This is a genomic window from Tardiphaga sp. 862_B3_N4_1, from assembly GCF_051811085.1.
Classification (GTDB): domain Bacteria; phylum Pseudomonadota; class Alphaproteobacteria; order Rhizobiales; family Xanthobacteraceae; genus Tardiphaga; species Tardiphaga robiniae.
The window spans coordinates 2,642,388-2,663,058 of the sequence record NZ_JBPWQB010000001.1; the positions used below are offsets into that span (position 1 = coordinate 2,642,388).

Annotated in this window: 19 protein-coding genes; 10 read left to right on the forward strand and 9 right to left on the reverse strand. The window is 61.9% G+C overall.

Annotated features, from left to right (window positions below):
* Window positions 1–2 precede the first annotated feature (2 nt).
* From gmk to fabD, 7 genes are all read right to left on the reverse strand, one after another.
* Entirely contained in the window at window positions 3–677 is a 675-nt protein-coding gene (gene gmk / locus AB8B02_RS12475; protein ID WP_093758293.1) for a guanylate kinase, read from the reverse strand.
* Window positions 678–679: 2 nt separating this feature from the next.
* Window positions 680–1,567, reverse strand: a complete 888-nt coding sequence (locus AB8B02_RS12480; protein ID WP_175366144.1) for a YicC/YloC family endoribonuclease — start codon at window positions 1,565–1,567, stop codon at window positions 680–682.
* 118 nt (window positions 1,568–1,685) lie between these two features.
* On the reverse strand, window positions 1,686–2,969 hold the full coding sequence (gene mltG / locus AB8B02_RS12485) for an endolytic transglycosylase MltG (protein WP_175366145.1): 1,284 nt from the start codon (window positions 2,967–2,969) through the stop codon (window positions 1,686–1,688).
* 114 nt (window positions 2,970–3,083) lie between these two features.
* Window positions 3,084–4,349 carry a beta-ketoacyl-ACP synthase II gene (fabF, locus tag AB8B02_RS12490; protein WP_309945642.1) on the reverse strand — a complete coding sequence of 422 codons (1,266 nt, stop codon included), beginning with the start codon at window positions 4,347–4,349 and terminating at the stop codon, window positions 3,084–3,086.
* A 124-nt stretch (window positions 4,350–4,473) separates the two neighbouring features.
* The gene (locus tag AB8B02_RS12495) at window positions 4,474–4,713 is read right to left on the reverse strand and encodes an acyl carrier protein (protein ID WP_006020277.1); all 240 of its coding nucleotides are present in this window, start codon (window positions 4,711–4,713) and stop codon (window positions 4,474–4,476) included.
* A gap of 296 nt (window positions 4,714–5,009) precedes the next feature.
* Window positions 5,010–5,747 (reverse strand): 3-oxoacyl-[acyl-carrier-protein] reductase, encoded by a 738-nt coding sequence (fabG, locus tag AB8B02_RS12500; RefSeq protein WP_309945593.1) that lies wholly within the window; start codon window positions 5,745–5,747, stop codon window positions 5,010–5,012.
* A gap of 21 nt (window positions 5,748–5,768) precedes the next feature.
* A complete protein-coding gene (gene fabD, locus AB8B02_RS12505; protein ID WP_439064060.1) occupies window positions 5,769–6,728 on the reverse strand; it encodes an ACP S-malonyltransferase in 960 nt (319 codons plus the stop codon).
* A gap of 369 nt (window positions 6,729–7,097) precedes the next feature.
* Between fabD and rpsF the strand changes: the two genes are divergently transcribed.
* From rpsF to rplI, 4 genes are all read left to right on the forward strand, one after another.
* Entirely contained in the window at window positions 7,098–7,571 is a 474-nt protein-coding gene (gene rpsF / locus AB8B02_RS12510; RefSeq protein ID WP_439064061.1) for a 30S ribosomal protein S6, read from the forward strand.
* A gap of 5 nt (window positions 7,572–7,576) precedes the next feature.
* Window positions 7,577–7,816 carry a 30S ribosomal protein S18 gene (gene rpsR, locus AB8B02_RS12515; RefSeq protein WP_002711478.1) on the forward strand — a complete coding sequence of 80 codons (240 nt, stop codon included), beginning with the start codon at window positions 7,577–7,579 and terminating at the stop codon, window positions 7,814–7,816.
* A gap of 124 nt (window positions 7,817–7,940) precedes the next feature.
* Window positions 7,941–8,909: a hypothetical protein gene (locus AB8B02_RS12520; protein WP_175366147.1), complete on the forward strand. Its 969-nt coding sequence runs from the start codon at window positions 7,941–7,943 to the stop codon at window positions 8,907–8,909.
* Window positions 8,910–8,958: 49 nt separating this feature from the next.
* Window positions 8,959–9,543 (forward strand): 50S ribosomal protein L9, encoded by a 585-nt coding sequence (gene rplI / locus AB8B02_RS12525; RefSeq protein WP_089263933.1) that lies wholly within the window; start codon window positions 8,959–8,961, stop codon window positions 9,541–9,543.
* A gap of 89 nt (window positions 9,544–9,632) precedes the next feature.
* Here the strand turns inward: rplI and AB8B02_RS12530 are convergent, their stop codons facing one another.
* Window positions 9,633–10,757: a hypothetical protein gene (locus AB8B02_RS12530; RefSeq protein WP_120292323.1), complete on the reverse strand. Its 1,125-nt coding sequence runs from the start codon at window positions 10,755–10,757 to the stop codon at window positions 9,633–9,635.
* Between the two features lie 256 nt (window positions 10,758–11,013).
* Here AB8B02_RS12530 and AB8B02_RS12535 point away from each other — a divergent pair, with 256 nt between their 5' ends.
* The 4 genes from AB8B02_RS12535 to alr all read left to right on the forward strand — a co-directional run bounded on the left by AB8B02_RS12535 (window position 11,014) and on the right by alr (window position 15,647).
* On the forward strand, window positions 11,014–12,264 hold the full coding sequence (locus tag AB8B02_RS12535; RefSeq protein WP_120292321.1) for an SAM-dependent methyltransferase: 1,251 nt from the start codon (window positions 11,014–11,016) through the stop codon (window positions 12,262–12,264).
* Between the two features lie 30 nt (window positions 12,265–12,294).
* Window positions 12,295–12,663 carry a hypothetical protein gene (locus AB8B02_RS12540; protein WP_439064062.1) on the forward strand — a complete coding sequence of 123 codons (369 nt, stop codon included), beginning with the start codon at window positions 12,295–12,297 and terminating at the stop codon, window positions 12,661–12,663.
* Between the two features lie 195 nt (window positions 12,664–12,858).
* Window positions 12,859–14,358 carry a replicative DNA helicase gene (locus AB8B02_RS12545; RefSeq protein WP_068731048.1) on the forward strand — a complete coding sequence of 500 codons (1,500 nt, stop codon included), beginning with the start codon at window positions 12,859–12,861 and terminating at the stop codon, window positions 14,356–14,358.
* Between the two features lie 98 nt (window positions 14,359–14,456).
* Window positions 14,457–15,647 carry an alanine racemase gene (gene alr, locus AB8B02_RS12550; protein WP_439064063.1) on the forward strand — a complete coding sequence of 397 codons (1,191 nt, stop codon included), beginning with the start codon at window positions 14,457–14,459 and terminating at the stop codon, window positions 15,645–15,647.
* Here the strand turns inward: alr and AB8B02_RS12555 are convergent.
* On the reverse strand, window positions 15,644–16,030 hold the full coding sequence (locus tag AB8B02_RS12555; protein WP_439064064.1) for a tautomerase family protein: 387 nt from the start codon (window positions 16,028–16,030) through the stop codon (window positions 15,644–15,646). The genes alr and AB8B02_RS12555 overlap by 4 nt on opposite strands.
* Window positions 16,031–16,107: 77 nt before the next feature.
* Here AB8B02_RS12555 and AB8B02_RS12560 point away from each other — a divergent pair, with 77 nt between their 5' ends.
* Together AB8B02_RS12560 and AB8B02_RS12565 are read left to right on the forward strand one after the other, a co-directional pair.
* Entirely contained in the window at window positions 16,108–16,836 is a 729-nt protein-coding gene (locus AB8B02_RS12560; protein WP_439064065.1) for a sulfite exporter TauE/SafE family protein, read from the forward strand.
* A gap of 324 nt (window positions 16,837–17,160) precedes the next feature.
* A complete protein-coding gene (locus AB8B02_RS12565; protein ID WP_439064066.1) occupies window positions 17,161–20,637 on the forward strand; it encodes a bifunctional diguanylate cyclase/phosphodiesterase in 3,477 nt (1,158 codons plus the stop codon).
* Window positions 20,638–20,671 lie beyond the last annotated feature (34 nt).

A 20,671-nucleotide genomic window follows, 5' to 3' on the forward strand; every position in this document is an offset into this window, starting at 1 on the left:
TGTTAGCCTTCGAGTTCTTGCTGCAACCCGCGGACGAAAGATGTCAGCCCGGTACGACGTTCGCGCTTCAGACGTTCAGCCTTGAGGATCGACTGCACCTCGCTATAGGCCTCCTCCACATTGTGGTTGATGACAATATAGTCGTATTCAGCCCAGTGGCTCATCTCGTGGCTGGCACGGCTCATGCGCCCGCGGATCACTTCGTCGGAATCCTGCGCGCGGGTATGCAGACGCTTTTCGAGATCGGCCGCCGAGGGCGGCAGAATGAAGACGCTGACGACGTCGGCCCGGGCTTTCTCACGCAGTTGCTGCGTACCCTGCCAGTCGATATCAAACAGCACGTCATTGCCGGCTGATAGCGCGGCTTCCACCGGCGCACGCGGCGTGCCGTAGCGGTTATCGAACACCGTGGCCCATTCGAGCAGTTCATTGCCCTTGGCCATCTTCTCGAAGCGCGGCTTGTCGACGAAGATGTAGTCCTTGCCGTCAACCTCGCCGGGCCGCATCGGGCGCGTCGTGGCCGAGACCGACAGTTGCAGCCCCGGCATCCGGTCGATCAGCAGCCGCGTCAGCGTCGTCTTACCGGCACCGGATGGCGATGACAGCACGAACATCAGCCCGCGCCGCTCGACTCCGTCAAAGCCAGCTTCTTGAGAATTTCGGCTGCCCCCGGACATGGTCACTCCAGATTTTGTACCTGTTCACGGAATTGCTCGACCACGTTCTTCATCTCAAGGCCGGTGCTGGTCAATTCCAGATCGTTGGATTTCGAGCAGCAGGTGTTGACCTCGCGGTTGAACTCCTGCGACAGGAAATCCAGCCGCCGTCCCACCGGACCGCCCTTCTTGATCATTTCGCGCGACTGCGAAATGTGCGACGCGATGCGGTCGAGTTCTTCGCGGATGTCAGCCTTGGTCGCCATCATCAACGCTTCCTGATTCAGCCGATCACTATCGAAACGATCCGACGCCTCGAGCAACGTCGCGATCTGTTCGGCAAGCCGTGCACGAATGGCTTCCGGCTTGCGGCCGGGCGCAGCCTCGGCCTTCTTCGACAGTGCCTCGATTTCATTCAGACGCTGGGACAGGATGTCACCAAGCGTCATGCCCTCACGCTTGCGCATGGCGACCAGCGCGGTGAGGGCCTCTTCGAATGCTGCGGTCACGGCAGCCTTCGCCGCCTTGTCCTCGGCCTCGTCAGCCTCGGGCTCGACCACTTCGATGACGCCCTTGATGTTCATCAGGCCATCGACGCTCGGCGCGACGGCGTCGATCTTGCTGGCCAATTCGGCGGCAATACGCAGCACCGAATTCAGCACCTCTTCGTTGATCCGCACGGTCGAAGCCGCATTGCTGCGCTTAACGGTGAGGTTCGCGTAAACCGTGCCGCGTGACAGCACTTCAGTGGCGCGCTTGCGGGCGACCGCCTCGACTTCGTCGAAACCCGGGGGCATCCGGAAGCGCAGGTCGAAGCCCTTGGCGTTGACGGATTTCAGCTCCCACTCGAAGCTGTAAGGCCCGCTGGTGCCGTGGCTTCGCGCAAAGCCGGTCATGCTCGACAACGCCATCGCGGAACGTCTCCAAAGATACGAGTAAGATTCGCAAGGCGCGAACCGGCTCAGGTTAGGGCCTTTTCAGGCCAAGGGGAATTCGAAGCAGAAGCCAGCGCAGGCTTGGTGGTACGGCCTATTGCTGGACAACCGGCGGTGTACCCGTCGACTGCGCAGCGCCCTGACGGGCCGGCGCGGCTGGCGCAGGAGCCGTACGGGCACGCTGTTTGGCCGGTGCGGCGGGCCTGACCGGACTTGTACCCGTCGCGGCGGCAGGATCCGTCGCCGCTCCGGTAGGCGCAGCAGTAGCCTCTTCCGGCGGCTCGACAGCGTCGTTCTGGACGGCCTTCTCGAGCGCGCGCAGCTTGCTGACGTTCTTCTGGTGTGCGTCGTAGGTTTCGGTAAAGGCGTGACCGCCGGTGCCGTCGGCAACGAAGAACAGGTCGCGGGTGCGTGCCGGATTGGCAGTCGCCTCAAGCGACGCACGGCCCGGATTGGCGATCGGGCCCGGCGGTAGGCCTTCGACCACATAGGTATTGTAGGGCGACGGCTGCTGGATCTCGCTGCGCTTGATCGGACGGCCCAATGTGCCCTTGCCGCCGACGATGCCATAGATGATCGTCGGATCCGACTGCAGCTTCATCTTCTGGCGCAAGCGGTTGGCGAACACGGCGGCCACCCGGCTGCGCTCATCGGCGCGGCCGGTTTCCTTCTCGACGATCGAGGCGAGCGTCACCAGTTGTTCAGGCGTCTTCGCCGGAATGTCGGCGTTACGGCGTTCCCAGACTTCGGCCAGCACGCGCTTCTGCAATTGCTGCATGCGCTGGATCACCTGGTCGCGCGGCGTGCCACGGGGGAATTTGTATGTCTCGGGCAACAACGTGCCTTCGCGTGGCATTTCACGGATCGAGCCGGTGAAGATGTCGTTATCGGTCAAACGCGCGACGATCTGCTCGGAGGTCAGGCCCTCGGGAATCGTGATGGAGTGTTGCACGACCTTGCCTTCGACAATGGTGCCGATGACATCGCGCAGATTGGCGTTCTTCTGGAACAGATATTCGCCGGGCTTCAGTTCCGAGCTGGCCTTCAACGCAAACACGGCGCCGATGAAAACCCAGCGATTGGCTGAGATCACGCCTTCGCGCAGCAACGCTTCGGCGATGTCGCCTTTGCCCGCACGCGCGGGGATATTGACGACCTTTTCTTCCTGCAGCGGCCCCGGCGCTTCCAGCGCCTGGCGACCATAGACATAGGCGCCACCTGCACCGAGCATGGCGACGATAATGATGGTGATGATGGCATTACCGGCAACCACGAGCGGATTACGCGCATGATCGGAACGCTTCGGCGGCGGCGGAACCTGCTCCGGCTCCAGCGCGGCACGCGGACTCCTCGGCGAAATGGGCGGCCTCTCACTCATCGATAGTACCTGATCCTGTCGGTTCAATCGTGACGGGGACAAACACGATCCCCATCAATAACATACGCCCAGTGTAGGAATTAGCGCGGAATACGGCGAAACGGTGGAGGTTCTCTAACCAGCCACGCGCTGTAGGATCACGGACGCATTAGTACCGCCGAAACCGAATGAATTCGACAAGGCAATGTTGATCTCGCGCTTGCGCGGGGTCAATGCGACGAGATCGATCGCAGTTTCCACCGACGGATTGTCGAGATTGATCGTCGGCGGCGCGATGTTATCCCGAATCGCGAGCACACAGAAGATGGCCTCGACCGCACCAGCCGCACCGAGCAGGTGGCCGATCGACGACTTCGTCGATGACATCGACACTTTTGACGCGGCATTGCCGAGCAGGCGCTGAACCGCGCCGAGTTCGATCTCGTCGCCGAGTGGCGTCGAGGTGCCGTGCGCATTGATGTAGTCGATGTCGGCCGCGGCAATGCCGGCGCGCTTCATCGCAGCGTTCATGCTGCGGAACGCACCATCGCCATCGGGCGTCGGTGAGGTGATGTGATAGGCATCGCCCGACATACCGTAGCCGATGATCTCGGCATAGATGCGTGCGCCGCGCGCTTTGGCGTGCTCGTACTCTTCGAGCACGACGACGCCGGCACCCTCGCCCATGACGAAACCATCGCGATCCCTATCGTAGGGCCGCGACGCTTTCTCCGGCGCTTCGTTGAAATTGGTCGACAGCGCGCGTGCTGCCGCGAAGCCGGCCATCGCCAAACGGCTGATTGGCGACTCGGTACCGCCGGCGACCATGACATCGGCATCGCCGAGCGCGATCAGACGGCCGGCATCGCCGATCGCATGTGCGCCGGTCGAACATGCGGTGACGACGGAGTGATTGGGGCCTTTAAGGCCGTGCTCGATCGAGACATATCCCGAAGCGAGATTGATCAGGCGACCGGGGATGAAGAACGGCGACACTTTGCGCGGGCCGCGCTCTTTCAGAAGCAATGCGGTATCGGCAATGCCGGACAGACCGCCGATGCCGGAGCCGATCATCACGCCGGTGGCGCAGCGATCGTCTTCATTGTCGGGGTGCCAGTTGGCATCGTCGAGCGCCTGCTTGGCGGCGCACATCGCATAGATGATGAAGTCGTCGACCTTGCGCTGGTCTTTCGGCTCCATCCAGTGGTCGGGATTGAAGGTACCGCCCGTGCCGTCGCCGCGTGGAATCACACAGGCGATCTGGCTGGTGAGATCGGATACATCGAATGTATCGATCCGCTTTGCGCCGCTCTCACCGTTGAGGATGCGCTTCCAGGTCGGCTCGACGCCGCAGCCAAGTGGCGACACCATGCCAAGGCCTGTGACGACCACCCGCCTCATTGTCGTACCTCCATGGCCCATCCTTGAGCCAATGCCTTTGAGCAATGCCTACGCGTCACAGCAAGAAGCCGGTGGATCGCACAAACGCGATCCGGCCGGCTTCAAAATGTGTCGCGCGAAGGTGTCAGCTCTTTGCGTTCTTCTCGAGAAACTTGGTTGCGTCGCCGACGGTCAGAATCGTCTCGGCGGCATCGTCCGGAATTTCGCAGCCGAACTCTTCTTCGAACGCCATCACGAGCTCGACCGTGTCGAGGCTGTCAGCGCCGAGATCATCGATGAAGCTCGCGGCATCGACCACCTTCTCGGGTTCAACACCAAGGTGTTCAACCACGATCTTCTTCACTCGCTCGCCAATCTCGCTCATATCAACCTCGTGCTTGTTACATTGGGCCCGTCCGCAGACGATACGAGCCATCGTGGAGCGTTTAACTCGTTAAACCTTGCGCAGTTGCGCGTCTCTGGATTGACCCCGTCGTCCCGGACGGAGCCTCGCGAAAACGGCAGGCTCGTCCCCGCCAATATACAGGGTTTCAAATTCCTGCAATGGCCTTCTTTGCCCCACCGTTGGAGGTTCGGTTACCATACTTCATTTGGCTTGGCCACATAGCCCGGCGACTGTCCAAACCTCAATTAAATCACGACGTTGGGGTTCCCCGACGCTTAGATCATCGCCATGCCGCCATTGACATGAATCGTCTGTCCGGTGACGTAAGCCGCCTCATTTGAGCTCAGATAGACCGCTGCTGCCGCAATATCTTCCGGCGAGCCGAGACGCCCTGCCGGCACCTTGGTCAGAATCGTTTCGCGCTGCTTGTCATTGAGCACATCGGTCATCGGCGTTGCGATGAAACCGGGTGCAATGCAATTGGCCGTCACGTTGCGCTTGGCGTATTCCGCACCCAGTGTCTTCATCATGCCGATCAGACCGGCTTTCGCCGCGGTGTAATTCCCCTGCCCGGGATTTCCGGTGACGCCGACCACCGAGGTGATGGCAATGATGCGGCCGAAGCGCTTGCGCATCATCAACTTGGTCGCGGCGCGTGCGAGGCGGAAGGTCGCGGTCAGATTGACGTTGATCACGTCATCCCAGTCTTCGTCCTTCAACTGCACGAACAGATTATCGCGGGTGATGCCGGCATTGCTGACGAGGATATCGAGCTGGCCCATGGCTTTCTCGGCTGACGGCACCAACTCTTCGACCTCAGCGGCGTCGGAAAGATTGCACGGCAGCACATGCGTGCGATCGCCGAGCTTCGCAGCCAGCGTTTCGAGAACCGCCTTGCGCGTTCCGGACAGTGCCACCGTCGCGCCCTGCGCATGCAAAGCCGTGGCGATGGCTTCGCCGATGCCACCAGTCGCGCCGGTCACGAGCGCCGTCTTGCCTGTCAAATCGAACATCTTGTCTTCTCCTCTGGCCGCTTACGCCGAACGCGCTGCTGCGAGCGCATCCTTGGCGGCGGCAATGTCATTGGGTCCACCGATGGCGACGCCGACGGCGCCTTCGGCAATGCGTTTGACGAGCCCGCTCAGCACCTTGCCGGAACCGACCTCAAGGAAACGCGTCACGCCCTGGCCTGCCATATAGGATACGCATTCGCGCCAGCGCACGGTGCCGGTGACCTGCTCGACCAGGCGGTGGCGGATTTCATCGGGATCCAAGATCGGCGCGGCCAGCACGTTGGACACCAGCGGCACCACCGGCTTGTTGATCGTGACCTTGGCCAGCGCCTCCGCCATCACGTCGGCGGCGGGCTGCATCAGGCCGCAATGGAACGGCGCCGACACCGGCAGCAACATCGCACGCTTGGCGCCCTTCGTCTTGGCGATCTCCAGCGCGCGTTCGACCGCAGCCTTGTTGCCGGACACCACCACCTGACCGCCGCCATTGTCGTTGGCGGCGTGGCACACTTCGCCCTGTGCAGCTTCTTCAGCCACGGCCACGGCGGTCTCGTAATCGAGGCCGAGCAACGCCGCCATGGCGCCGACACCCACCGGCACGGCCTTCTGCATGGCCAGACCACGGGTCCGCAGCAGGCGGGCCGCATCCGTGACTGAGAGGCTTCCGGCCGCTGCCAGCGCCGAATATTCGCCGAGCGAGTGGCCGGCCACGAAAGCGGCGTCCCGGGCCAGCGAGATGCCGGCCTCGGCCTCGAGCACTCGCATGGTCGCCAGCGACACCGCCATCAGCGCCGGCTGGGCGTTTTCGGTCAATTGCAGGGTTTCGGCCGGGCCGTCCCAGATAATGCCGGTCAGCTTCTCGCTGAGAGCCGAATCGACCTCGTCGAACACGGCCCTGGCGGCGGGAAATGCATCCGCAAGCGCCTTGCCCATGCCGACCGCCTGGGACCCCTGCCCCGGAAAGGTAAATGCTGCGGTCATTGACGCCCCGTCATGTTTTTTGGCTTAAACTCGTTCAAACGTGCGCCGTAAGACACTGGCACGACGGGGAATGTCAAGCCGCAGCGCCCAGGATGCACCACGATCCGGGTTCCCGCCCGCTCCCGGAATCCGCTCATTTGGCCCCCGTTTCGCTTGCCATTACTGGGAAAATCCGTATAAGGCCCCGATCCGCAGATCCCGGCCGGGAGCTGAACGGACGGTCACAGCAAAATCACACACAGGTTTGTTGCGATAGGGCCAGTTGGTCCGTCGTCCCGTGCTCCCGCCTTCTGAGCAATATCGAGTCCTTTCCATAAGGGTTCGAAGGGCTTGCCGCCGGGAAACGCGCTAACCTTGGAAAGGACAGCCATGCCTCTTTATGAGCATGTATTTCTCGCACGTCAGGATGCGAGCGCGCAGCAGGTCGAAGACCTCACCACCCAGATGACCGGCATCGTCGAAGGTCTCGGCGGCAAGGTCGTGAAGATGGAAAACTGGGGCGTGCGCTCCCTGACCTATCGCATGAACAAGAATCGCAAGGCGCACTTCGTGCTGATGAACCTCGATGCCCCATCCGCGGCGGTCACCGAGATTGAGCGCCAGGAGCGTATCAGCGAAGACGTCATCCGTTATCTGACCGTCCGCGTCGAAGAGCACGAGGAAGGCCCGAGCGCCATGATGCGCAAGGCTGATCGTGATCGTGAACGCGACGACCGTGGTGGTGGCTTCCGTGGCGACCGCGAAGGCGGCGGTTTCCGTGGCGACCGTGACGGCGGTGGCTTCCGTGGTGATCGTGGTCCGCGTCGTCCGCGTGACGACGAAGCAGCATCGGTTGAGGAGTAAGAATAATGGCTGAAGCTGGTGCACGTCGTCCGTTTTTCCGCCGTCGCAAGACCTGCCCGTTCACAGGTCCGAACGCGCCGAAGATCGACTACAAGGATTCCAAGCTGCTGATGCGTTACGTCTCTGAGCGCGGCAAGATCGTGCCGAGCCGCATCACGGCCGTCTCCGCCAAGAAGCAGCGGGAACTCGCTCGCGCCATCAAGCGCTCGCGTTTCCTCGGTCTGCTGCCCTACGTTATCCGCTAAGGCGGTTTTCGACCGGCGGCCTCGTGCCGCCGGTCGCTTTTATTTCTCATAAGGCTTCCGGGTCGTCCGGTCGCCGATGGTTGGGGCAAGTGCCTCTAACCGCTCAAAGGGGGCGGGACAGCTGATGATCGCAAGTCTTCTCATCGCGTTTGCCGCCGGCGCTGCCTCAGCGCTGATGTTCGCCTCGATCATTTCGGGCGCGTTGATTTCCCTTTTGCTGTTCTATCTCGCGCCGCTGCCCTTGATGGTGGCCGCTCTCGGGTGGGGTCCGGTGACTGCTGCCATCGGCGGCATCGCAGCCGGCACCTCGCTCGGCCTGTTGTTCGGCATGCCCTATCTCGCCGCCTTCGTCTTCACTGTGGCCCTGCCCGCCTGGTGGCTTGGCCATCTCGCATTGCTCGGCCGCCCTGTTGCTGCAGAAGTGCCGGGCGTGAATGGCGCAGCCGCGACCCCCCCCGTGGTCGAATGGTATCCGGTCGGCCGCATGTTACTGTGGACCGCGGGTTTCGCCGCATTCACGACCATGGGCGCGCTGCTGACCCTCGGCACCGATGGCGACACTATCGTCTCGGCGCTGCGCCGCGCTCTGACCCGCATCCTGGGATCGCGCGGCGGCGCTGGCGACTCCGAACAGGTCATCAATGCGCTGGTGACGATCGCGCCGGCTGCCGCCGCCATCGTCGCGATCATGACACTGACGCTCAATCTCTGGCTCGCCGGCCGCATCATCGTGACATCGGGCCGACTGAATCGGCCGTGGCCTGAGCTGAAATCCGCAGCACTGCCGCCGATGACGATGGTCGCGCTGTGTCTGGCCATCGCGCTGTCCTTCATGGGCGGCATCGTCGGCATCTTTTCGCAGATCGTCACCTCGGCGCTGATGATGGCCTATGCCCTCACCGGCTTCGCCGCGCTGCATACGCTGACCATGGGCATGAAAAGCCGCGTGATGGTGCTGGGCCTGACCTACGCCATGGTGCTCGTCCTCGGCTGGCCCATCCTCACCATGGTTGGCCTCGGCCTCGCCGATGCCTTCTTCGGATTTCGCCAACGTTTTCTCGCACGCAAGCCGCCTTCTTCGACGGTGGCCTGACCAACTCACCTCAACTCAACACCTGCTCACCACTTAAAGGAGAACGATCATGGAAGTCATTTTGCTCGAACGCGTTGCTAAGCTCGGCCAGATGGGCGAAGTCGTCCGCGTCAAGGACGGCTACGGCCGCAACTTTCTACTGAAGCGTGGCAAGGCGCTGCGCGCCACCGCCGACAACCGCGCCAAGTACGACGGCATGAAGGCTGACCTCGAAGCCAACAACATCAAGGCCAAGGCGGAAGCCACCACGGTTGCCGAGAAGATCGACGGCCGCAACGTCGTCATCATCCGTCAGGCGTCGGAAACCGGTCAGCTGTTCGGTTCGGTGTCGGTGCGCGACATCATCGCCACCTTCGAGGCTGACGGCGTCACCTTCGCCCGCAGCCAGGTGCTGCTCGACGCGCCGATCAAGACCATCGGCCAGCACAAGATCTCGATCGCCGTGCATCCGGAAGTCGAAGTCAGCGTCAGCGTCACCGTTGCCCGTTCGGCCGACGAAGCCGAGCGCATCAACCGCGGCGAAGACATCTCGAGCCGTCAGGAAGATCAGGACGCAGCCGCCGAAGCACTCGCCGCCGCCGGCGAGTTCTTCGATCCGGACGCACAGGGCAACGCCGAAGAAGACAACGGCTAAGTCACGGACCTCGGAGCTTCTGCTCAAACGAGAAAAGCCCGGCCAGATTGGCCGGGCTTTTTTGTATCGTCACTCAAACGGCTGATCTACTACTGCGAGATCGGCGGCACCGGCGAGCCTGACGAGGCCGGAGGCGCCGGTGGTGCAGCCGACGCCGGAGGCGGTGGTGGCGGCGCGGCCGGTGCCGGCGAAGGCGCAGCTGGAGCCGGGGCCACAGGAGTCGGCGCGGGCACTGGCGGAGTTGCGGGAGGCGCGACCGCTGGCGGCGGAGCTGCGGCTGGCGGAGGCGTTGGAGCCACAGGTGCCGGGGCCGGCGTTGCTGCGGGCGGAGACGCAGGGGCTGCCGGCGCCGGACGGCTTTCCCCTTCAGGCGCCTTCGGAGCCGGCGTGACCGACGGAACGGGATCTGGACGAAGTGCCGGCGTCTCAGGCTTGGCTTCGGGCTTCGCCTCAGGCTTGCTCTCTTCAGCGGGCTTCGCAGGCTCGGTCTTGGCCGGCTCAGGCCGTGGCTCAGACTTGGGTTCAGCCTTCGGCTCAGTCTTGGGTTCGACCTTGGGCTCGTCCTTCACAGGTTCGGCCTTCGGCGGCTCTTCCTGATGACGGCGCCCCTTCTTACCGAGCTTTTGCTTCTGCGCGGGACGCTCTGCTTCGGCGGCAGCCGGCGACTGTGCGTCTACGGGCTTGGCCGCATCGGGCTTCGCTTCGGGATTGTCTGTCGCCGGGCGCGCCTGTCGCCGGGCATTGCGGCCCTGGCGCGTGCCGGGCTCGGCCTGAGCTGGTGCAACATCGGCATCGGGCTTGGCGGCCTCCTGCGGACGTAGCCGGCGTCCCGGCGGCGGAGCCTCGGACGGCGGCGCAGCACCGGGCTTGGCATCGGCCGGGGCCGGCTTCTGCTCGGTCGTGAGTTCACGGCCCTGACGCGTCAGGTTATCCCCGGCAGGACGGCGGTCGGCCGCCCCGTTGGACACGACATAAGCGGCCATGGACGCCGCCATATCTGTACTTGTGGTGTAGTGCTGGCGCAGGAAGGCCGGCAACTGACCGGGTGCCACCGTCTTCAGCAGCCCGCGCGGACTTTTATGGCAGACGGCACAGCCGCCCGCGAAAATCTGGGAGGGTGACTTTCCGGCTTCGAGGTTTTGGGCCTGTGCCGGGACTGCCGCGAAGCTAATCAGGAGCATCACCGTCGCTAAACTGAGCGCTCGGCTCAACATTTCAATCTCCTGATGTGGCTAGCTTAATCACGCGGATCACCTTGTATCCGATTGTGACGTGAATGGAAGCATCGACATATCGCAACGATGTGATCGGAACAATCGGGATAGCGGCATTGCAGCGTGCGCATTGGCACAGGCGGTGCACCGCTACTATCTTCTACACAAGAGCTAGGGAGACAGTTGATCTCGTGCACGGCGGGAAGTTACGCTGTTGCTTCAGTTTGCGCGTGATCGGATCATTGGGGTGATTTCGATGGACCGTCTGTTGCGATTCTTCCTGAGTCAGTACATTCGCCGAGGGGCAATAACCTTCACCACGGCCTCCGGCCAACAGTTTACCTTCGGTGATGGCTCCGGGCCTCCCGTCTCTGCCCGCTTCGTCACCAAAGCCGCCCAACGCCGACTACTTCTCGATCCCGAACTGGCACTCGGCGAGATATTCATGGACGGGCTCCTCGTTATGGAGCGTGGCACCATTGCCGACCTGCTCGCCATCGCCCTGAACCAGCCCGACATGGCGCCCCGCTGGGCCAAGCTGCAATGGTGGCTCCGCTACGTCCTGCGCCACGCCCAGCAGTTCAATCCCCGCACGCGCTCCCGCAACAACGTTGCCCATCACTACGATCTGGACGCCCGACTCTACTCATTGTTTCTGGATGCCGACAAGCAATATAGCTGTGCCTATTTCGAAGGACCGGACGCGACCCTGGACGACGCCCAACTCGCCAAGAAGCGCCACCTCGCGGCCAAGATGCTCATCGAAAAAGGCCAACGCGTACTCGACATCGGCTCCGGCTGGGGCGGGCTTGGGCTCTATCTGGCAGAGATGACCGGTGCCAATGTCACCGGCGTTACGCTGTCCACCGAACAGCTGCAGGTCGCCAATGCCCGGGCCGGCGAGAAAAACCTCAAAGACCGCGCAAAATTCCTGCTCGAGGACTATCGCGACATCCCCGGTCCATTCCACCGCATCGTCTCCGTCGGCATGTTCGAACATGTCGGCGTCGACCATTACGACACCTACTTCAAGCGGTGCGCAGAACTCCTGACCGAGTACGGCGTCATGGTGCTGCACTCCATCGGCCGCCCTGAGGGACCCGGTATCACCAATCCATGGGTCGCCAAGTACATTTTCCCCGGCGGCTACATCCCCGCTTTGTCGGAAGTTCTCCCGGCGATCGAACGGGCCGGGTTACTGGTCTCGGACATCGAAATCCTGCGGCTGCATTATGCCGAGACGCTCAAGGCATGGCGCGAGCGCTTCATGGCACGACGCGAGGAAGCCGTGCGGCTCTATGACGAGCGCTTTGCGCGGATGTGGGAGTTCTATCTGGCGGCGTCGGAAATGTCGTTCCGTATGCAGAACGTGATGAACTTCCAGATCCAGCTCACCAAACGTCAGGACGTTGTGCCGTTCACGCGCGATTATATCGGGCAGGAGGAAGCTCGGCTTCGAGCCAGGGAACGTAGCCAGCAACCGCGTCTGCAGATTGCCGGCGAATAGGCTGGTTTAGTGCTGGAATAGGAGCGTCGCATGCCGGCGGCGCAAGACAGGCCGTGGCCGCAGAATGGCGGGGCGCTGGAGGCGCGCTTTGGCGGCGGAGAGCGCTTTCGTATCGCATGGGACATTTTCAAGCTGCGCGGTGCGCTCGAACGTGTCGATCAGCGTGGACAACCACGCAGAACCGTCGGTTCCGGCAGCCTGAGTTCCGGCATCGGGATGCTGGTGACGCTGGCTCATGGATCTATCCTTCGCCTCTTATTCGTTTTGAAGCCAACGCCCGGCTCCCCGCGGGGTTCCGGCATTGCCGTGCCTGCCAGCCGCTGGCTCTCTTATAAGTGCGAGAGATCGCCATCCGGTTCAGGCGCGGGGCGCAATTTTTCCGGGTTCCTTAAGCAATGATTCAGATCCCTCCCCTTGCTGCGGTGGAAGCGTCAAGCGCAATGCGCGCCACCGGCCGGAATTCCCCCGCCTTGATGTGTGAATCGTGCATAAGGCCGCTTCGTCCTTCCACTCGGAGACCGTCAGGCGCTTAGTCGCCGACGCCCGCGTGACCACGCCGTTCATCCGCCCAATTCGGAAGACCCAATAGAGACCATGGCCGCATTCGATTCGAACGTTCTCAAGCTCACCCCCGAGGCGGGCACCCCGGCCTATCGGTCGGCGCCGCACAATATCGAGGCGGAACAGGGCGTGCTGGGCGCGATCCTGGTCAATAACGACGCCTTCTACCGGGTCTCGGACTTCCTCAAGGCCGAGCATTTCTTCGAGCCGATCCACCAGACGATCTTCGAAACGGCCGCTGCCATCGTGCGCGCCGGCAAGATCGCCACACCCGTGACGCTGAAGACCTTCCTGCCGACCGACACGGATCTCGGCGGCATGACCGTGGGCCAATATCTCGCCCGCCTCGCCGCCGAAGCCACCACCATCATCAATGCGCAGGATTACGGCCGCACGATCTATGAACTGGCGATCCGCCGCCAGCTGATCAATGTCGGCGAGGACATGGTCAACGTCGCCTATGACGCGCCGGTGGACTTCGCTCCCCGCGCCCAGATCGAGGATGCCGAGCGCCGGCTGTATGAGCTGGCCGAAGCCGGCCGCTATGACGGCGGCTTCCAGCGCTTCTCCCAGGCGATGACCACCGCGCTCGACATGGCGGCCAACGCCTATCAGCGCGACGGCAAGCTTTCGGGCATCTCCAGCGGATTGCGCGACCTCGACGCCCGCATGGGCGGATTGCAACGCTCCGACTTGATCGTGCTCGCCGGACGTCCCGGCATGGGCAAGACCTCGCTCGCCACCAACATCGCCTACAACATCGCCGCCGCCTATCAGTCCGAAGTGCAGCCCGACGGCAGCATGAAGACCATCAATGGCGGCGTCGTCGGCTTCTTCTCGTGCGAAATGTCGGCCGAACAGCTCGCCACGCGTATTCTAGCAGAGCAGACCGAGATTTCCTCCAGCGCGATCCGCCGCGGCGGCATCACCCAAGCCGAATTCGACAAGATCCGCGACTACACCATCAAGCTGCAGAACCTGCCGCTTTACGTCGACGAAACCGGCGGCCTGTCGATCTCGCAGCTCACCGCCCGCGCCCGCCGCCTGAAGCGGCAAAAGGGCCTCGACGTCATCATGGTGGACTACATCCAGCTGCTGCAGGGCTCGGGCAAGCGCTCCGACAACCGCGTGCAGGAAGTCACCGAGATCACCACCAGCCTCAAGGCGCTGGCGAAGGAATTGAACTGCCCGGTAGTCGCGCTGTCGCAGCTCTCGCGTCAGGTCGAAAATCGTGAAGACAAGCATCCGCAGCTGTCCGACTTGCGTGAATCCGGATCGATCGAGCAGGACGCCGACGTGGTGGTCTTCGTGTATCGCGAGGAATACTATCTGCAGGCCAAGGAGCCGCGACTCGGCACTCCCGAACACGAGAAATGGCAGCTCGAGATGGATCTTGCGCACGGCAAGGCCGAAGTCATCATCGCCAAGCAGCGTCACGGCCCCACAGGCACCGTCGACCTGCAGTTCGAAGGCCAGTTCACCCGCTTCAGCGATCTCGCCGGTGGCGCCCAGTTCCGCGCCCCGCAGGAGTGACGTGCGTGCGGTTGAACCGTCTCTGACGCGCGCATATTGTGCGGCGCAAAATTCGATCGTGTGACCCCATCACACGATCCCTGTGCCAGGACATTTCGATGAACAGCGTCTCCGACCCAAAACCAACAACTCCCGCCGACATGGAGTTGCCCGCAGACGCCAGCGGCAGCCTGACCATCGATCTCGACGCCATCGTCGCCAATTGGCGCAAGCTCGAAAAGCATGGCGTGCCCGCCGAATGCGGCGCGGCGGTGAAAGCAGACGCCTATGGCTGCGGCATCACCCCCGTGGTGCGCGCGCTGGCGAAGGCGGGCTGCAAGACCTTCTTTGTCGCGACCTTCGACGAAGCCCGTGCCGCGCGCGCCGCTGCACGGGATGCGGCGATCTATCTGCTGAACGGTTTCCCGCCGAATTCCGGCGATGCGCTGGCCGCCATCAATGTGCAGCCGGTGATCGGCGATCTCAACGAACTCGCCGAATGGGACATGTTCTGCCGCCGCACAGGCTGGAAGGGCGGCGCGGCGGTGCATATCGACACCGGCATGAACCGGCTCGGCCTCGGCCTGGTTGACGTCCAGGGCCTGATCCCGCGCCTCGGCTCGGGCGATCACGGCTTCACGCTGGTGATGAGCCATCTCGCCTGCGCCGAACAACTGCATAATCCGATGAACGCCCGGCAATATTCCAGTTTCCGCGAGGCGTCCTCGCTGTTCTCCGGCGTGCCTGCATCCCTCGCGAATTCGTCAGGCATCTATCTCGGCGCGGCCTATCAGTTCGATCTGATGCGTCCGGGCGCAGCGCTCTACGGCGTCAATCCGACGCCGGAAGCCGACAATCCGATGGCACCTGTGGTCGATCTCAAGGTGCGCATCCTGCAGACCCGCAGCGTCGAACGCGGCGACAGCGTCGGCTATGGCGCCACCTGGGTGGCGCGGCGTCCGACCAGACTTGCAATCATCGCGGCCGGCTATGCCGATGGTTACTTCCGCGCGGCCGGCAGCAGCGACGGCACCCGCGGCGCCGAGGTGATTATCGCCGGCCAGCGCTGCCCAATCGCCGGCCGCATCTCCATGGACCTGCTTGCGGTGGATATCACCGACCTGCCCCACAACGCCGCCCGCCGCGGCCATCTGGCGACGCTGATCGGCGACGGCATCACCGTCGACGAACTCGCGCATCACTACGGCACCATCGCCTATGAGGTGCTGACCAGCCTCGGCCGACGCTACCTGCGGGTCTACAAGGGCGACGACGGCACCGCCGCCGCAGAGCCCGCCGCCGCGTCCTAGACGTCGACCTTGAAGCTGAGTTCGATCTCGGAGGCCGGCAGGCCGCCGCGCACGCCCCAGTTCTCCAAAGGCTGTTCGTTCAGGACGATCTTGATCTCGAGTTCCGGAACGCCGAGCGCCCCAAGGTTCTGCACGATCGTCTTATAGAGGCTTCGCTTGGCCTCGATGGAGCGGCCGGCAAACATCGTGATCTCGACCCGCGTAAAACGCTGCGAGCGCCCGGTCGGCACGATGCGCTGCGTTTCGCTATAGGTGTCCACCGTCACGTCGCGGTCCCAGTCGGGAATTTGGAGCGCCGCCAGCATCGCCGACTGCACGGCCTCGATGACCTCGATCTCACGGCCCCGCGCCCATTCTCCGGCGACTATTCTTGTGACTGGCATCGCCGTCTCCCATCGGATCGGTTGCACCTACACGACTGGAGCGCTCTTGTAACGTCCCGCGCTTGGAGAGTCGCGCCTTGAACTTCATCTTCGTCTGCACGGTCGGCCTTATCGCCGGCACCATTTCCGGGATCGTCGGCACCGGCTCGTCGATCATGCTGATGCCGGTGCTGGTCTGGCAATTCGGGCCGAAGGAAGCCGTGCCGATCATGGCGGTCGCCGCCGTGATGGCCAACCTGTCGCGCATCCTCGCCTGGTGGCGCGAGGTCGACTGGCGCGCCACCGCCGCCTATTCGCTCACCGGCATTCCAGCTGCAGCCCTGGGCGCACGCACGCTGCTGGTGCTGCCGTCGCATGTGGTCGATCTCACCATCGGACTGTTCTTCATTGCCATGGTGCCGCTGCGCCACTGGCTGGCGCGGCGCTCCTTCACCATCACCCTGTGGCAACTCGCGCTTGGCGGCGCGATCATTGGCTATCTGACCGGCATCGTCGTCTCCAGCGGCCCACTCAGCGTGCCGCTGTTTCTGTTTTACGGCCTCGCCAAGGGCGCCTTCCTCGCCACCGAAGCCGCGAGTTCGCTCGGCCTGTATCTCAGCAAGTCTGTCACCTTCCAGCGGTTTGGCGCGCTCGATCTCGACGTGCTTGTGAAAGGCCTGATCGCCGGCGCCTCGCTGATGGTCGGCGCATTCATCGCCAAGCGCTACGTACTGAAGCTGAGCGTCGAGACGTTCCGCCTGGTCATGGACGGGATCATGCTTCTGGCTGGCGCAAGCATGGTGCTGTCAGGCATGGCGCTGATCTAGGGAGTGGACTCACAAATCGCGGTAAGTATGTCCGCTACCCCGCTAATTGCAGACTCAACCGGACAGCAGGCCGTTGGAAGCTGGCGCTGTTTAAAGTTGTATCTATTACTTAGAAGTACATGCGACTGATTTTCATAGATGCGATCAACCAGCAACAGGTATTAGTATCTCGCAAATCCGCATTCCGACGTGCGCAGTGCACCATAATCCTTTGCCTCGCCGCGTACAGTAAAGCCAATATTTCCAACCTATTATTAAGGTTCGTCATCCACGCTGAAATCCGGAATTTCATTTGTTTCATTTGTAACGACTACTGGACGCTTCATGCGCGCGTTCTATGGAAGACTGGCCCGGCTGCCAGGATTTTCATTGGTGGTGCTCGGCGTCTTCTTTGCGACGTCGATCATCGTTGTGTTTTTGGTGGATCTGCAGGCGCGCCATCATGCGGCGCTTTCTGAGGCAAGAAAGGCAGCACTGAACATCGCCGAGATTCTCGCCGAACACACGGCGCTGACCTTTGAGGGGATCGATCGAACACTGCTCGAAGCCGAGAGAATTCGCGAAGATAGTCTTTCGGGAAAGTATGCAACGCCCGAAGCCGCAAATACCGCCTTGCGTCTTCTCAAGAAGGCCTCATCGATCGTCGTTGCCGTCGGCTGGACAGATGCAGCCGGTAACCTTCTGGCGCATTCCTACGATCGCACGCCGCCGCGAAGCAATATCTCCGACATGTTGCACTTCACCGCTCAACGCGATCAGGCCGATGGCCGGCTGTTTATTGCGCCCCCCTATCCCTCGGCTGTCACCGACAAATGGTTGACGGCGGCGTCGCGCCGGTTAAGCAACGCCGACGGCAGCTTCGCAGGGGTCGTAACTGCGCCGCTCGACCCGACACATTTCACGCAGGTCTATCGCGCGATCGATGTCGGCAAGGGCGGATCCGTGCTGTTGCTGCATCGCGCGGGCACGGGGCGGGTTCTTGCGCGAGAGCCCGCGAGAAAAGGAGCCATCGGAAAATCTTTCGCGGATAGCCCGCTCGTCTCCGAATATCTGCCAAAATCGGAAGCGGGCACCTACGAGACGATAGGCGTTATCGACGGCATCGCGCGCCTCGCGGGGTACAAGGCTGTGCCCGGACTGCCGCTGGTCTTGGTCATCACATACGCCCGCAGTGAGGTGCTGGGACCATGGCGCCAGCACCTTTACATGGTGGGCCCGCTCGTCGCCATGATCGTTGCCGTCATCTTGTTCGGCACGTTTAGGATTTTGCGCCAGACGAATAGTCTTGCCGTGAAAACTAGGATTCTGGAACGAACGAACATGCAGTTCGATGCTGCCTTGAGCAACATGTCGCTAGGGCTCTGCCTGTTTGACGCGAACAAGAATCTGGTGGTTTCGAATGGCCGCTTCCGCGAGATGTACGGTTTCCCGGAAGAACTCGTCAGGCCCGGAACACCTTTGTCTCTCATGCTGCAGGCCCTCAAAGATCGCGGAAAGCACGATTTGTCCATCGAGGGGGATGTTCAGGAGATTCCGACGAAGCAAAGACAGATTTTTATGACTGCCGACGGTCGCGTGATTTTAATTCAACGCAGGTCGATTGCGGATGGCGGATGGGTCGCAACCCATGAAGACATCACCGAGCAGAAACGCGCACAGCGCTTGTTGACTGATAAAGCTGCTGAACTCGAACGGATCAACATGCGCTTCGACGCCGCGATGAACAACATGTCGCAGGGTCTTTCACTGTTTGATGGTGAGCAGAGGATCATTCTTTCAAATGCGCGCTATGCGGAAATCTATCACCTCAGCGAGGAACAGGTGAAGCCAGGGACTACGCTGCGGCAAATCATTGAATATCGCCGGGCGAAGAGAACAAATTGCGAAATGGCTGCGGATGTCCTTGTCGACGCCAAACTGAAACTGGAGAAAGAGGTCCAGGAGCTTGTCGACGGGCGCCTCATTTCGATGACGCGCCATCTGATGCCGACCGAAGGGTGGCTGGCGACTCATGAAGATGTCACGGCGCAAAAACACAGGGAGCAGTTGCTGGCCACGAAAGCCGTGGAGCTGGAGCAGACCAACGAACGCTTCGACATTGCGCTGAGCAACATGTCGCAGGGTCTCTGCATGTTCGACGGAGCGAAACGGCTCGTTGTCTGGAATGATCGTTATGCGGAACTATACCAGTTGCCTGCGGCTTTGTTGAAAGTCGGGACGCCTCATGAGGCTATCATCGCCGATCGCGTCTCTCGTGGCATTCTCAAGGGCGGGACGAGCGAACCAGCCATCAGGAAAAAAATAGCTGAATTGGGCCAGCATTCGACAGATTCAAGCTCGGCCAGGGTCGATGAATTTGCGGATGGGCGATTGATGCTCGTCACCCGACAGCCGATGAAGGACGGCGGTTGGGTTGCAACGCACGAAGACATCACCGAACGGCGGCGCGCAGAGGCCGAGATCGTTCACCTGGCGCGTCACGATGCGCTCACGGGACTTGCCAACCGAACACTGTTTACCGAGAAACTTGAGGAGGCGAGCCAGCGCCTTAGCCGCCATGACGATGGCTTTGCCGTGGTCATGCTCGACCTCGATAGATTCAAGACCGTCAACGACACGCTGGGACATCCTGCAGGGGATCGTTTGCTTGTTGAGTTCGCTCAACGGCTGAAATCATCGACTCGCGAAACCGATGTGCTGGCCCGCCTTGGGGGTGACGAATTTGCGATCATCCAGGACGGAGGACCCAATCCGCAGGAGGGTGCAATCGTGCTTGCCCTCAGGATCATCGATGCCATTGCTCAGCCATTTGATCTCAACGGCCACCAGGCCAGCATCGGGATCAGCATTGGAATTGCCCTCGCTCCGGAACAGGGCGTCGATCCCGAGGACCTGTTGAGAAAGGCAGATCTCGCACTCTACGACGCCAAGACCGGCGGGCGAAACGATTTTCGCCTGTTCCAGTCCGAAATGATCGAGGCTGCCCACTCGCAGAAGATATTGGCAAACGAACTGCGGGACGCGATCGCGCGAAATGAATTCGAGGTGCACTATCAGCCGGTGGTTGACGCCAAGACACGGCAGATCCGCGGCGCCGAGGCGCTGGTCCGCTGGCGGCATCCGTCGAAAGGACTCGTCGCTCCCGATCAATTTATTCCGCTCGCGGAAGCGACGGGGCTGATCCTTCCTCTTGGCGAGTGGATCCTGCACCAGGCTTGCACGGATGCAGCGTCGTGGCCGGCTCACCTCAAGATCATGGTCAACATCTCTGCGGTTCAAGTCAGCAAGGGAAAGCTGCTCGACGTCATGCTGGATACTCTGATGGAGACGGGTCTTTCGCCTGAACGGCTGGAGTTGGAAATTACGGAGACGGCTCTTCTTGAGAACGCGACGGCGCATCTGGGGACGATACGGCAGCTGAAGAATCTCGGCATCTCCATAGCGCTCGATGATTTTGGCACTGGTTATTCAACGGCGAGTTATTTGACCAATTTCCCGTTCGACAGGATCAAGATCGACAAATCCTTCGCACAAGGCGCTCCCGATCGCCGCGATTGCGCAGCGGTAGTGTCCTCGGTGCTTGCGCTGGCCCATGGTCTTGGCATCGCAACGACGGCGGAGGGTGTCGAGACCGAAGAGCAATTTGAATATCTGCAGGCTGCAGGCGTGGACCTCGTCCAGGGCTTTCTGTTCGGTCGGCCCGTCCCGCTCTCCGAATTCGACCTCGATGCGGCAGTTTCATTTGGAAATGGTGCTGCTGACGGCGAGTTGTGCGGAGAGGTCATCACCGCAGGGCGATGACCGCCGCCGCCACCGGTGGCCTCCCCCAAACGCA